Source organism: Arthrobacter sp. DNA4, assembly GCF_024362385.1.
GTDB lineage: Bacteria > Actinomycetota > Actinomycetes > Actinomycetales > Micrococcaceae > Arthrobacter.
In genome coordinates, this window is record NZ_CP101466.1 from 2478351 (window position 1) to 2491925 (window position 13575).

At 67.4% G+C, this 13575-nt stretch carries 10 protein-coding genes and 1 pseudogene; 2 read left to right on the plus strand and 9 right to left on the minus strand.

Features of this window, described 5'->3' with window-relative positions:
• Nucleotides 1-8: 8 nt before the first annotated feature.
• The gene (locus tag NMQ03_RS11380) at nucleotides 9-932 is read left to right on the plus strand and encodes an alpha/beta fold hydrolase (RefSeq protein WP_255172304.1); all 924 of its coding nucleotides are present in this window, start codon (nucleotides 9-11) and stop codon (nucleotides 930-932) included.
• Nucleotides 929-2005 (plus strand): glycosyltransferase family 1 protein, encoded by a 1077-nt coding sequence (locus tag NMQ03_RS11385; RefSeq protein ID WP_255172305.1) that lies wholly within the window; start codon nucleotides 929-931, stop codon nucleotides 2003-2005. The genes NMQ03_RS11380 and NMQ03_RS11385 overlap by 4 nt, the downstream gene beginning before the upstream one ends.
• Here NMQ03_RS11385 and NMQ03_RS11390 read toward each other — a convergent pair.
• The 9 genes and pseudogenes from NMQ03_RS11390 to carA form a co-directional block, all read right to left on the minus strand.
• Nucleotides 2002-4086 carry a primosomal protein N' gene (locus NMQ03_RS11390; protein ID WP_255172306.1) on the minus strand — a complete coding sequence of 695 codons (2085 nt, stop codon included), beginning with the start codon at nucleotides 4084-4086 and terminating at the stop codon, nucleotides 2002-2004. The two genes, NMQ03_RS11385 and NMQ03_RS11390, sit on opposite strands and share 4 nt — an antisense overlap.
• 125 nt (nucleotides 4087-4211) lie before the next feature.
• Nucleotides 4212-5447, minus strand: coding sequence for a methionine adenosyltransferase (metK, locus tag NMQ03_RS11395; RefSeq protein WP_255172307.1), 1236 nt, complete (start codon nucleotides 5445-5447; stop codon nucleotides 4212-4214).
• 76 nt (nucleotides 5448-5523) lie between these two features.
• Complete coding sequence (gene coaBC / locus NMQ03_RS11400; RefSeq protein ID WP_255172308.1) at nucleotides 5524-6762, minus strand: bifunctional phosphopantothenoylcysteine decarboxylase/phosphopantothenate--cysteine ligase CoaBC; 1239 nt, start codon at nucleotides 6760-6762, stop codon at nucleotides 5524-5526.
• A gap of 38 nt (nucleotides 6763-6800) precedes the next feature.
• A complete protein-coding gene (rpoZ, locus tag NMQ03_RS11405; protein ID WP_003800778.1) occupies nucleotides 6801-7061 on the minus strand; it encodes a DNA-directed RNA polymerase subunit omega in 261 nt (86 codons plus the stop codon).
• Between the two features lie 15 nt (nucleotides 7062-7076).
• A complete protein-coding gene (gmk, locus tag NMQ03_RS11410) occupies nucleotides 7077-7670 on the minus strand; it encodes a guanylate kinase (RefSeq protein WP_255172309.1) in 594 nt (197 codons plus the stop codon).
• A 44-nt stretch (nucleotides 7671-7714) separates the two neighbouring features.
• On the minus strand, nucleotides 7715-8032 hold the full coding sequence (gene mihF / locus NMQ03_RS11415) for an integration host factor, actinobacterial type (RefSeq protein WP_201302514.1): 318 nt from the start codon (nucleotides 8030-8032) through the stop codon (nucleotides 7715-7717).
• A 110-nt stretch (nucleotides 8033-8142) separates the two neighbouring features.
• Entirely contained in the window at nucleotides 8143-9003 is an 861-nt protein-coding gene (gene pyrF / locus NMQ03_RS11420; RefSeq protein ID WP_369693178.1) for an orotidine-5'-phosphate decarboxylase, read from the minus strand.
• Nucleotides 8996-12306 (minus strand): annotated as a pseudogene (gene carB / locus NMQ03_RS11425) (carbamoyl-phosphate synthase large subunit). Before carB ends, pyrF begins: the two are co-directional and overlap by 8 nt.
• Entirely contained in the window at nucleotides 12306-13568 is a 1263-nt protein-coding gene (carA, locus tag NMQ03_RS11430) for a glutamine-hydrolyzing carbamoyl-phosphate synthase small subunit (RefSeq protein ID WP_255172310.1), read from the minus strand. Before carA ends, carB begins: the two are co-directional and overlap by 1 nt.
• Between the last annotated feature and the right edge of the window lie 7 nt (nucleotides 13569-13575).

The window sequence follows — 13575 nt, forward strand, 5'->3', positions numbered from 1 at the left end:
CCTCCGCCATGGATACTGTGAACCCGGGGCCTTCCCCTGCGCCTGCGTACCTGAGCCTCGCCGACCGCACCACCGCCTCCACCGTGAGCCTCGCCGGCAGCACAGTGGCTTTTTGGACCTATGAGCCCGTCGAGGAGACCCCGGAAACCCGCACCATCCTGGTGGTCCACGGGTTCCGCGGCGACCACCACGGACTCCTGCGCGTAGCCGACCAGCTTCCGGACATGCGCATCATCATGCCGGACCTTCCCGGCTTCGGCAGTTCGGACGCTTTTGCCCGCGGCCCCCACTCCGTGGAGCGCTACGGTCAGTTCATCACCGACTTCATGGTCAACCAGGGCCTGGGGCCGGACACCGTGCTCCTGGGACACTCGTTCGGGTCCATCGTGGCGTCCCACTTTGTGGCCAACAACCCGCAGGCCGTGCGCCCCCTGATCCTCATCAACCCCATCGCCGCTCCGGCTTTGGAGGGTCCAAAGGGCGTGATGACCCGGCTGGCCGTGTTGTACTACCAGCTCGCGGCACGGCTTCCCCGTGGCCCGGGACTCGCTCTGCTGCGCAATCCGCTGATCGTTCGGGTCATGAGCGAGACCATGGCCAAGACCCGCGACCGGGAGCTGCGGGCCTTCATCCACGGCCAGCACCACGCCTACTTCAGTTCCTTTGCCGACCGGGACAGCCTCCTGGAGTCCTTCACCGCCTCCGTCAGCAACCATGTAGCGGAGGTTGCCGGTCAACTGGACCTGCCCGTGCTGCTGGTCGCCGGTGAAAAGGATGAAATCGCTACGCTCCCCAACCAGCACCGCCTCCTGGAGTTGCTACCGGACGGGGAGCTGAAGGTGATTCCCGGCGTCGGGCACCTGATCCACTACGAGACGCCTGAGCCGGCCGCCCGTTACATCCGCAGCTTCCTGAAGGACCATCCCGCGTGAAGATCGTCATTGATGCACGTTTCACCCGTACCGACCACCACGACGGCATCAGCCGCTACGGAGCCAGCCTGATTGCTGCCACGGCAAAGATCGCGGACGTCTCCATGCTGGTGTCCGACGAGCGGCAGCTTGCCCTGCTGCCGGACGTTCCCTACACGCTCATCAGCAGCCCGCTCTCGCCGCTGGAGCTGTTCGTTGCCCGGAAAGTCAACGCCACAGGGGCGGACGTGGTGGTCTGCCCCATGCAGACCATGGGCACCTGGGGCCGGAAGTACGGGCTGATCCTGACCCTGCACGACCTCATCTATTACGAGCACCCCGCTCCCCCGGGGTTTTTGCCGGCGCCGGTCCGGCTGCTGTGGCGTCTGTACCACAAGGCGTTCTGGCCGCAGCGCGTGCTCCTCAACCGGGCCGATACTGTGGCAACGATCAGCCAGACCACGGCGGCGCTGATGGCCAAATACCGGCTGACGCGCAGGCCCGTGCGCATCATCGCGAACGCACCGCAGCCGCGCAGGAACCCCGTGACCCGGCGCGGCGCGGGCAAATCGATCATCTACATGGGGTCGTTCATGCCGTACAAGAACGTGGAAACCATGGTGGCCGGCATGGCCGGGCTGCCCGGCTACACCCTGCACCTGCTCAGCCGGATCACGCCGCAGCGGCGGGCGGAACTCGAAGCCATCGTGCCTGCGGGCGCTTCGGTGCTGTTCCATAATGGCGTGACGGATGCTGAGTATGACGGGCTCCTGCGCAGGGCCACGGCCCTGGTGAGCCTGTCCAAAGCGGAGGGGTACGGTCTTCCGTTGGTGGAGGCGATGGCGGTGGGTACGCCCGTAATCGCCAGCGACATTCCCATCTTCCGCGAAGTCGGTGCAGACGCCGCGCTGTACGTGGATCCGGAGTCCCCCGGGCAGTTCGCGGACGCTGTGGGTCAGCTGCAGGACGATGGGCACTGGCAGGACATGTCCCGCCGTTCGATTGCGCGTGCGGCGGAGTTCAGCTGGGATGAGTCGGCGCGCCAGCTGGTGGATGCTGCTCATGAGGTCGTGGCGAAAAGGCGCCGGGCCTAGAGCACGTCGACACCATCGAGCCGCAGCTGCACGGGGTCCAGGGTCCGCTTCGCAGCCACGGCTGCCCGGGTGACCCGCAGGACGCGGACGACGGCGGCAGCCTGGCCGTACGGGAAGAACAACAGGGTCCGGACGTCCTCGGCCGGGCGCCTGCCGGAGGGCGGTGCGCTGAGCAGCAGCGGCGCAGGGCCCGCCGTACGCACCGTGATACCCGCGCCGGCCAGGTCCGCTTCCACCGCACCCGTGAAGTGTTCAACGGCGGCCCGCGGCCCTGTCACCGATGCGATGCGCACCGCCGGTGGAAGCTGGAGTTCCATCCGCAGGGACAGTTCACGGTGGGCGTAGCCGGCCGGATCCCACCGCAGCAGCGCGCCCGTAGCAGCGGTGTCCGTAGCGGTGACCACCACCAGGCCTTTGTCCGGGGCAGGGCGCACCAGGGCGGCTGCGTTAAACCAGCGGCGAACGGTGTCCTCGCCCGCGCGGAGGGTCTCGCGGCGCAGCAGGGAATCGCCGTCCAGCAGCAGTGCGGCGGCGTACCCGCCGTCTGCGACGGGTTCGGCCCCCACCGTTGCCACCACCAGGGCCTTCCCGGCACCCACGTTGGCCTTCACCTGGTCCCCTGAGGACGTGATGACCGTCGTCCCCGGAAACGCGCGGCCAAGCTCTTCGGCGGTCCGCAGGACGCCGGTGGCCCCTTTTCGAAGCCGCCGGCCACCGCAGTGGGAGCACTTCCAGTCTGGGGCGGGGGTGGAACACCAGCGGCATTGGGGCAAAACGGAGGAGCCGGTCAAAGCCAGGGGCCCTTGGCAGTGTGCGCACCGGGCGGGTTCACGGCACGTCTCACACACAAGGGAGGGTGCATAGCCCGCCCTGGCGACCTGGACCAGGACGTGGCCACGCTCCAGCCCCTCCTTGGCCGCCTGCCACGCGGCATGCGGCAGGCGGGCGATGGTGGCCAGCGGGTCCCGTCCCTGCTCGAAGCTGTCGGCAGTGCTGACGACGCGGGGAACCGACGCGCGGACAGCGGACCGCCCGGCCTCCACGGGTACGGCCCAGCCGGCCTCCACCAGCCGCTGGACCTCGGTGCTGCGTGCGTGCCCGGCAAGGAGGCAGGACGTACCCTCCTGTTCTGCCCGCAGGAGCAGGACCTCCCGGGCATGGGCGTACGGTGCGCGCTGCTCGATGTGGAGGTCGTCGCCGTCGTCCCAGCAGGCAACCAGCCCCAGGTCCTGCACCGGGGCGAAGGCGGCCGAGCGCGTTCCGATGGCGACCCTGGCCCGGCTTACCAGGAGGCGCAGGAAGTTCCGGTAGCGTGGTGTGGGACCGTCGTCGGCCGTGAGCCTGGCCACGGCCTCCTCCGGCACCAGGCCCTTCAGGGCATCTTCAAGGCGGTCCAGGTCCCGGTAGTCGGGCACCACCAGGAGCGCGCCCCGGCCTGAGGCATAAGCGGCAGCCGCGGCCTGCGCCAGCAGGGCCGGCCATCCGGTGGGACCGTACCCGTGCAGCGGATTGATGACGGCGCGGGGGGCTCCCCCTGCGGCCAGGTGCCTGAGGAAGGCAGCGCCGGTGCGGTACGGCGCCCAGGATGAAACGCCGGGGGAACCGGGCAGGCCGGGGACGCCTTCCGCTTCCCCGGTGTCCAGTGACGCAGGGTATTCCTTCTCCAGCCTGGCAACCCGGGGCGGCACCGCTAGGCGGAGGACGTCGCTGACGGTGCCGGCGTACCGTGCAGCGACGGCAGCGGCGAGAGCCTTGACGGCTGGCGTGAGGACCGGCACCGGGGACACCACTTTTGCCAGCGGCACCAGGGCGTGTCCGGCGTCCGACTCAGCGACCCGCTCAAGGAGGAATCCGTTGAGGTCCTGGCCGTTGAACTTGACCTTGACCCTGACACCTGGCTGGGCCGCCTGGTCCAGCTCAGCCGGGACCGCATAGTCAAAGGGCCGGTCCAGATGGGGCAGCGAAGACTCAACGAGGACCCGGGCCACTGGAAGGTGCCCTGCCACGACAACGCCACTGGGCAGCGTGCGTGCCGGAAAGCCCTGCAGCAGGGACGGCTGCACGGAACTGTCAGCAACCACTGCGGTTACCTCCGTTCAGCTGCCGGCTTGGACAGGGACAGCAAAGCACGGGGCACTGACATTGGGCTTCCAGCCTGCGCCCATGGGACTCCCGCCTGCGCCTGGGACTCTCGGCGGAAGCGCTGCTAGGCGTTGAAGAATGCCTTCAAATCGTCCACCCGGTCAAGGCGTTCCCATGTAAAGTCGGGATCGTCGCGGCCAAAGTGACCGTGGGCAGCGGTCTTGGCGTAGATGGGCCGTTTCAGGTCCAGGGCGTCGATGATGGCCCGCGGACGGAGATCGAAGATTTCCGCGATGGCTTCGCTGATCCGGGCGGGATCCACGGTCTCGGTGCCGAACGTCTCCACGTAGGTTCCCACGGGGCGGGCCTGGCCGATTGCGTAGGCGATCTGGATCTCGGCACGCTTGGCCAGCCCCGCGGCCACCACGTTCTTGGCGACCCAGCGCATGGCGTATGCGGCGGAGCGGTCCACCTTGGACGGGTCCTTGCCGGAGAAGGCGCCGCCGCCGTGGCGGGCCATGCCGCCGTAGGTGTCGACGATGATCTTGCGGCCGGTGAGGCCGGCGTCTCCCACCGGCCCGCCGATGACGAATTCACCGGCAGGGTTGAGGATGTTCGCGGCGCGGGAGATGTCCAGGTTGGCGGCGGCGAGGACGGGCTCAATGACAATGGCGGCGAGGTCGGCGCGCAGCTGCTCAAGGCTTGCGCCCTCGGCGTGCTGGCTGGAGATCACCACGGTTTCAACGGATACCGGAACGTCTTTGTCGTAGCCCACGGTGACCTGGGTCTTGCCGTCCGGGCGGAGGTAAGCCAGCTGGCCCGTCTTCCGGACGTCGGTCAGGCGTTCGGAGAGCCGGTGGGCCAGCCAGATGGGCGTGGGCATGTAGGAAGGGGTCTCGTCGCTGGCGTACCCGAACATCAGGCCCTGGTCGCCCGCACCCTGGAGGTCATAGTCGTCCTCCTGGCGGCCTTCGCGGGCTTCCAGCGAGTTAAAGACGCCGCCGGCGATGTCATTCGACTGCTGGCCGATGGATACGGACACGCCGCAGCGGGCACCGTCAAAACCGTTGGCTGATGAGTCGTAGCCGATGCCGAGGATGGTCTCGCGAACGATCTGCGGGATTTCGACGTAGGCGTCGGTGGTGACTTCGCCTGCCACGTGCACCAGACCGGTGGTCGCCATGGTCTCCACGGCTACACGGGATTCGGGGTCTGCGGCCAGGAGCGCGTCCAGGATGGCGTCGCTGATCTGGTCACAGATCTTGTCCGGGTGGCCTTCGGTAACCGACTCGGACGTGAAGAGCCGGAGCGCGGAGGGCGTGGCCCCATGGGACTGGGGAAGGTGCAGCGGTAAAGTCACTCAACTACCTTACTGGTTGGAGCACGCCGGCCCTGCGGGAGATGTCTTCCCGCGAAGCAAACGTGGTGCGGAACACTCAGGTCCGGGGCGAAACCCGGTTCAGTTCAAAGCTGATGCGGGTAATGATGGCTTCGGCAACCTCAGTCTTGGTTCCCGACGCTTCCTGTGGTTCGGAGCCGGAGCGGGAGAGGATGACCACCGAGTTGGAGTCCTGCCCGAAGACCTTATCCGTCCCCACGTGGTTGACCACCAGCAGGTCGCAGCCCTTCCGCTGGAGTTTTGCCTCCGCATACTCCAGGACGTCGCCCTGGCTGTCCCCGGTCTCCGCGGCGAAACCGACGATGAGTTGCGCGGAAGCCGAATCCCCGGCATTGCGCTGTTCCACGAGCTCCTGCAGGATGTCCGGGTTGCGGACCAGGGCGATGACGGGGTCTGCTGTATCGTCCCGCTTTTTGATTTTGGTGTCAGAGACATCGGCCGGGCGGAAGTCGGCCACGGCGGCGGACATAATGACGACGTCGGACTCCGCTGCCGCGTCCAGTGCAGATTCCCGGAGTTGCAGGGCGGTCTCCACGCGGACCACCTCCACCCCGGCCGGTGGCGCAACATCCATGTGGGCGGCCAGTAACCGCACGGTGGCGCCGGCGTTCCGGGCAGCGACTGCCAGCGCCACGCCCTGCTTGCCGGAAGACCGGTTGCCCAGGAACCGTACGGGGTCCAGCGGTTCGCGGGTGCCGCCGGCGCTGACGGTTACGGTGCGGCCCGCAAGCGGAAGCTGGTAATCGGACCGTCCCTGGACCAGCGCCATGGCTGCGTCGAAGATCACCTGCGGTTCCGGGAGCCGGCCGGGGCCTGAGTCTGCGCCGGTCAACCTGCCGGAGGCCGGCTCCAGGACGGCGGCGCCGCGGCCGCGGAGCGTTTCGACGTTGGCGCGGGTTGCGGCGTTCTGCCACATTTCGGTGTGCATTGCGGGGGCGAACAGCACGGGGCCGTGCGCCATCAGCAACGTGTTGGTCAGCAGGTCCCCGGCCTGGCCGGTTGCAGCTTTTGCCAGGAGGTCCGCCGTGGCCGGTGCCACGACGACCAGGTCTGCCTCATGGCCCAGGCGGACATGGTTGACCAGGTGCACGTCATCGAAGACGCTGTTGCTGACCGGGTTTCCGGACAGCGCCTCCCAGGTGGCGGTGCCGATGAAGCGGGTGGACGCCTCCGTGGGGATCACCGTGACGTCATGGCCGGCTTCAGTAAAAAGCCGGAGGAGCGATGCCACCTTGTAGGCGGCAATCCCTCCCCCGACTCCGAGGACTATGCGCACTTGATCTCCGTCAACAGCAAGTCAGTTCAGCGGCAGGATTACTCTGCGGCTTCGATCGGCGTGGAAACCAGCTTGCCTTCGTTGATTTCGCGCAGTGCGATGGAGAGCGACTTCTCGTTCAGCTTGGTGTCAACCAGGGGGCCGACGTACTCGAAGAGGCCCTCGTGCAGCTGGGCGTAGTAGGCGTTGATCTGACGAGCGCGCTTGGCACCGAAGATCACCAGGCCGTACTTGGAGTCGGCTGCTTCAAGCAGCGAGTCGATCGGCGGGTTGATGATGCCTTCAAGGTTCGTGGACACGAATTCTCCAAATTCCTAGCGGGCTGACGGTTCCGGCAGGTGTGGATGCGGTGTCAGCCCCATGAGTGAAACAAGCTCGTCCGCTGCCCGGCGGACGTCGTCATTGATGACGGTGTGGTCGAACTCCGGTTCAGCAGCAAGTTCCAGTTTAGCGGTTTCCAGGCGACGCTGCTGTTCTTCGGGGGTTTCTGTGCCGCGGCCCACCAGCCGGCGCACCATCTCGTCCCACGTTGGCGGGGCGAGGAAGACGAACTGGGCGTCGGGAACGGCCGCTTTCACCTGCCGTGCACCCTGGAGGTCGATCTCCAGGAGCACCGAACGGCCCTCCGCGATGGCCGCGTTGACGGTGCTCTTGAGGGTGCCGTAGGTGTTCTGGCCGTGGACAACGGCCCACTCCAGGAGTTCACCGTCGGCGATGAGCCTCTCGAACTCCTCCTTGGTCTTGAAGAAGTAGTGGACACCGTCCACCTCGCCCGGCCGGGGCGCCCGGGTGGTGGCGGAGACGGAAAGCCAAACCTCCGGGTAGTTGTCCCGGATATAGGTGGACACGGTGCCTTTGCCAACAGCCGTCGGACCTGCGAGGACTGTCAGTCCAGGTTTCTTGCTCACGTATTCCTTTTGCCACGGTTGGGGAAGGGCAGGCGCCGCCTGCCTCAGTGCTCGTCTATAAAATCTACCAGCGCGCGGCGCTGGTGGACGCCCAGGCCCCGGACCCTGCGGGACGCTGCGATGCCCAGCTGCTGCATGATGGCGGCGGCCCGCACCTTTCCGATGCCGGGCAGGGCTTCGAGCAGTTCAGAAACCCGCATGCGGGCCAGGGCGTCGTCCTCCAGCGCGGAGCTGATGATGTCCGCCGCCGATCTGTCGCCGTTCCGGAGGCTCTCCTTGGCGGCGGCACGCGTTGCCCTGGCTGCTGCCGCCTTGCCCAGGGCGTCGGCCCGTTCCGACGCAGATAGAGGTCGCAGGACCATCACGGACACCCCCGAAGTCGGCGGATTCATCCAAGGGCGGCCGCCCTTGGACCTGTCCTGAAACTACCCTCTGGTGCAGCCTGAATCAATGCATCCGGACAATTGCAGGCCTATTCGCCCCGCAGTCCGTCCAGCGTCCGCAGCGCGGCCTCGCGCAGGCCCCGCGTTTCCGGTCCGGCCGACAGGATGTCCCGGCTGGAGGTTCCCAGGACCAGCGGGTAGGCAGCGCCGAAGGTGGCCCGAAGGTCAGCCGGCGTTGCCCCCTGGGCCCCGAGGCCGGGCGCCAGGATGGGGCCACGGACCGCAGCAAGGTCCAGTTCCAGGTCTGCCAGGGCGCTGCCGACGGTGGCGCCGACCACCAGGCCAACAGAACCGAGGCTTTCGGGGTACCGCGAGTTCTCCGCTGCCGCGGACTCCGTGATCCTGCGGGCCACGGAATCCTTTCCGCCCACGTGCTGGACCGAGGCTCCCTCGGGGTTGGACGTCAGCGCCAGCACGAACACGCCCCGCCCGGTTTCCGCCGCGAGGTCAAGCGCGGGGCGAAGGGACTCGAAGCCGAGGTAGGGGCTCAGCGTGACGGAGTCCGCCGCGAGCGGAGACTCGTCGCGCAGCCAGGCGTCCGCGTAGGCGGCCATGGTGGATCCGATGTCGCCGCGCTTGGCGTCGGCGATGCTGAGCACGGATTCGTCCCGGGCCGTGGCCAGGACCTCCTCCAGCACCGCCATGCCGGCAGAACCGTGGCGTTCGTAAAGTGCCACCTGGGGCTTCACGGCGGCAGCGAGCGAAGCCACTGCCTCCAGGACCGTCAGCGAGAAGCGCCGAAGCCCCGCGGCGTCGTCGTCCAGTCCCCAGCTCTTCAGCAGTGCCGGGTGCGGATCAATGCCAACGCAGAGGGGCCCACGGGCGGCCATGGCCGCGCCGAGCCGGGAGCCAAAGGACTCCCGGCCGGCAGTGGCTGCCTGCTCAGGCATGCTGCAGGGCCGCCTTCTGCGACTCGGCCAGCGCTGCAGCGTGCTCCTGCAGGCTGGTGACAGACCACTCGTAGGTGCGCATGGCCTCGATGGCCTGGACGGCGGCGTTGAACTCGGCCACCGTGGTGATGCACGGAATGCCGATGGACGTTGCCGCGGCACGGAGCTCGTAGCCGTCACTGCGGGCTTCGCCGCCGGAGGGCGTGTTGAAGACCATGTCGATCTCGGCCACGATGAGGTCGGCAATGGTGCCCTCCCCTCGGCGCTGCTGCCCTCGGCAACCTTGCGCACCGGGGTTGCCTGGATGCCGTTGCGGCGCAGGACGTCGGCGGTGCCGCCGGTGGAGACGATCTCGAAGCCGAGGTCGGAGAGCCGCTTGACGCCCATGATCACGGAACGCTTGTCGCGGTTGGCCACGGAGACGAACACCTTGCCCTCGGTGGGGAGGGCGTTGTTGGCGCCGGCCTGGCTCTTGGCGAAGGCGGTGTCGAAGTGCTTGTCGATGCCCATGACTTCGCCGGTGGAGCGCATTTCCGGGCCGAGCAGGGAGTCCACTACCTTGCCTTCAAGCGTGCGGAACCGGCTGAACGGCAGCACTGCTTCCTTGACGGCCACGGGGGCGTCCAGCGGCAGGGTTGAGCCGTCACCGGTTTCCGGCAGCATCTTGTAGGCGCTGCGGAGCTGGTTGATGGTCACGCCGGTGCCGATGAGGGCAGCGGCCTTGGCCATCTGGACGCCGGTGGCCTTGGATACGAACGGCACGGTGCGCGAGGCGCGGGGGTTGGCTTCCAGGACGTACAGCACGTCCGAGGCCAGCGCGAACTGGATGTTGATCAGGCCGCGCACGCCCACGCCTTCGGCGATGGCACGGGTCGCCACCCGGACACGTTCGATAACGTTGCTTCCCAGGGTGATGGGCGGCAGGACGCAGGCGGAGTCGCCGGAGTGGATGCCGGCTTCCTCGATGTGCTCCATGATGCCGCCCAGGTACATGTCGGTGCCGTCGAAGAGGGCGTCAACGTCGATTTCGACGGCGTCCTCCAGGAACCGGTCGATCAGTACCGGGTGGTCCGGGGTGATCTCGGTGGCGTTGGCGATGTAGCGGGAGAGGTTGGGCTCGTCGTAGACGATTTCCATGCCGCGGCCGCCCAGGACGTAGGACGGGCGGACCAGGACCGGGTAGCCGATCTCGTCGGCGATCGTCTTGGCGTCCTCGAAGGAAACGGCAGTGCCGTTCTTGGGCGAGACCAGGCCGGCCTTGTCCAGCACGCGGGAGAAGGCGCCGCGGTGCTCGGCCAGGTCGATGGCTTCCGGGGAGGTGCCCAGGATCGGCACGCCGGCGTCGGCCAGCTGCTGGGCCAGCTTCAGCGGAGTCTGGCCACCGAGCTGGACGAACACGCCCATGACGCCGCCGGTGCGTTCCTCGGCCGCGATGACCTCCAGGACGTCCTCGAGCGTGAGCGGCTCGAAGTACAGGCGGGTGGAGACGTCGTAGTCGGTGGAGACGGTTTCCGGGTTGCAGTTGACCATGACGGTCTCGTAGCCTGCCTTGCGCAGCGCCATGGAGGCGTGGACGCAGGAGTAGTCGAACTCGATGCCCTGGCCGATCCGGTTGGGGCCTGAGCCGAGGATCAGGATGGACGGCTTGGAGTGCAGCGCAACCTCGTCCTCCTCGTCGTAGGCCGAGTAGTGGTACGGCGTGTACGCGGCGAACTCCGCGGCGCAGGTATCCACGGTCTTGTAGACGGGGCGGATACCCAGGGCCTGGCGCACACCGCGGACCACGGCCTCGGAGTTGTGGGTCAGCGCACCGATCTGCTCGTCGGAGAAGCCGTGGCGCTTGGCGCGCTTAAGCATGTCTGCCGTGAGGGCGCCCGCCTGGCGGATCTCGTGGGAGATCTCGTTGAGCAGCTGGAGCTGGTCCAGGAACCACGGGTCGATCTTGGTGGCTTCGAAGAGCTGTTCCACGGTTGCACCGCCCAGGAGGGCGCGCTGGACCTGGTGCAGGCGTTCGGTGGTGGGGCGCTTGGCCTTCTCGATCAGTTCCTCGACCTGGTACTCCGGCACGGAGCTGAAGTCCAGCTGCGAGCCCTTCTGCTCCAGGGAGCGCAGGGCCTTCTGCAGGGCCTCGGTGAAGTTGCGGCCCATGGCCATGGCTTCGCCCACGGACTTCATGGTGGTGGTGAGGGTGTTGTCCGCCGCCGGGAACTTTTCGAAGGCAAACCGCGGGACCTTGACCACCACGTAGTCCAGGGTGGGTTCGAAGGACGCGGGGGTCTTCTGGGTGATGTCGTTGGGGATCTCGTCCAGGGTGTAGCCGAGCGAGAGCTTGGTGGCGATCTTGGCGATGGCGAAACCGGTGGCCTTGGATGCCAGTGCCGAGGAGCGGGAGACGCGGGGGTTCATTTCGATGACCACCACGCGGCCGGTGGCGGGGTCGATGGCGAACTGGATGTTGCAGCCGCCGGTGTCAACGCCTACCTCGCGGATGACGGCGATGGCAACGTCGCGCAGCTTCTGGTACTCACGGTCGGTGAGGGTCAGTGCCGGAGCCACGGTGATGGAGTCACCGGTGTGCACACCCACAGGGTCGAAGTTCTCGATGGAGCAGACGACAACCACGTTGTCGTTCTTGTCCCGCATCATTTCGAGCTCGTATTCCTTCCAGCCCAGGATGCTCTCTTCGAGCAGCACCTCGCTGGTGGGGCTGTACTGCAGGCCCTGGCCGACGATGCGGCGCAGGTCATCCTCGTTGTAGGCCAGGCCGGAGCCCAGGCCGCCCATGGTGAAGGACGGGCGCACCACCATGGGGTAGCCAAGGTCCACGGCCGCAGTGAGGGCCTCGTCCATGCTGTGGATGATGTGGCTGCGGGCGGATTCGGCGCCGCAGCGCTCAACGACGCCCTTGAACTTCTCGCGGTCCTCGCCGAGCTCGATCGCCGCGATGTTGGCGCCGATCAGTTCCACGTTGTACTTCTCCAGCACACCGTTCTTGTCCAGGGCGATAGCGGTGTTCAGCGCGGTCTGACCGCCCAGGGTGGGCAGCACGGCGTCGGGACGTTCCTTGGCGATGATCTTCTCCACCACCTCGGGGGTGATGGGCTCAACGTAGGTGGCGTCGGCGAACTCGGGGTCGGTCATGATGGTGGCCGGGTTGGAGTTCACGAGGATGACGCGCAGGCCTTCCTCCTTGAGGACCCGCAGGGCCTGGGTGCCGGAGTAGTCGAACTCGGCGGCCTGGCCGATGACGATCGGGCCGGAACCAATGACGAGGACGCTTTTGAGATCTGTACGTTTCGGCATTACTTCTTGTCCTCAGTCTTGTTGTCGTTTTTGTGGTCGGCGCCGGCGGGGTGTGCGGAGTCCACCGGGTCCTTGGACAGGTTGGCGTTCCGGCCGTCCCGCGTGCCTTGCATGAGGTCGATGAACCGGTCGAACAGGTAGGCGGCGTCGTGCGGGCCGGTCGCAGCCTCGGGGTGGTACTGGACGGAGAAGGCCGGGATGTCCAGGCAGGCGAGGCCTTCCACGACGTCGTCGTTCAGGCTGATGTGGCTGACTTCCACCCGGCCGTAGCGTGCCTCCGGAGCCTGGGTGGCGCCGTCGAGCGGGGCGTCCACGGCGAAGCCGTGGTTCTGGGAGGTGATTTCCACCTTGCCGGTGCGGCGGTCCATCACGGGCTGGTTGATGCCGCGGTGGCCGTAGCGGAGCTTGTAGGTGCCAAAGCCGAGGGCCCGCCCCAGGATCTGGTTGCCGAAGCAGATGCCGAAGTAGGGCAGCTTCTCGTCCAGGACGGAGCGCAGCAGCTTCACCTGCGCGTCGGCGGTGGCGGGATCGCCCGGGCCGTTGGACATGAAGAAGCCGTCCGGGTTGACGGCCTTGACGTCCTCCAGGGTGGCGGTGGCCGGGAGCACGTGGACGCGGACGCCGCGCTCGGCGAACCGCACCGGGGTCATGGCCTTGATGCCGAGGTCGATCGCCGCGATGCTGAAGCGGGGCTCGCCCTCCCAGCCATGGTCCTTCGGTTCCACCACGTAGGCTTCGTCGACGCTGACTTCCTCCGCCAGGCGCGAACCCTCCATGGGGGCACTGGCCAGGACGGCGTCGAGCAGTTCCTTGTCCGTGGCCTGCGCTGCCCCGCCGGAGAAGATGCCGGCGCGCATGGTCTTGTGCTCGCGCAGGTGGCGGGTGATGGCACGGGTATCCACACCCTGGATGCCGACGATGCCCTGGGCCACCAGCTCCTCATCCAGCGACCGCTCGGAACGCCAGTTGGAGGGCCGGCGCGCGGCGTCGCGGACAATGTAGCCGGCCACCCAGATGCGCCGGGACTCGGCGTCGTCATCGTTCACGCCGGTGTTGCCGATGTGCGGGGCCGTCTGCACCACCAGCTGGCGGGCATACGAGGGATCGGTGATGGTTTCCTGGTAGCCGGTCATGCCGGTCGCGAAGACGGCCTCGCCCAGGGCGGTGCCGGTGGCGCCGTAGCTGGTGCCGCGGAAGATGCGTCCGTCTTCGAGAACCAGCGCAGCCGGGGCCGATACAGGAGCGGAGGTGGTTGCTGTCAATGTATTC

Excerpts from the sequence above, each read along its gene's own strand:
- pyrF (WP_369693178.1), bottom strand. The coding sequence starts at position 9,003 with ATGCCTGAGCAGGCAGCCACTGCCGGCCGGGAGTCCTTTGGCTCCCGG.
- mihF (WP_201302514.1), bottom strand. The coding sequence starts at position 8,032 with ATGGTCCTGCGACCTCTATCTGCGTCGGAACGGGCCGACGCCCTGGGC.
- NMQ03_RS11380 (WP_255172304.1), top strand. The coding sequence starts at position 9 with ATGGATACTGTGAACCCGGGGCCTTCCCCTGCGCCTGCGTACCTGAGC.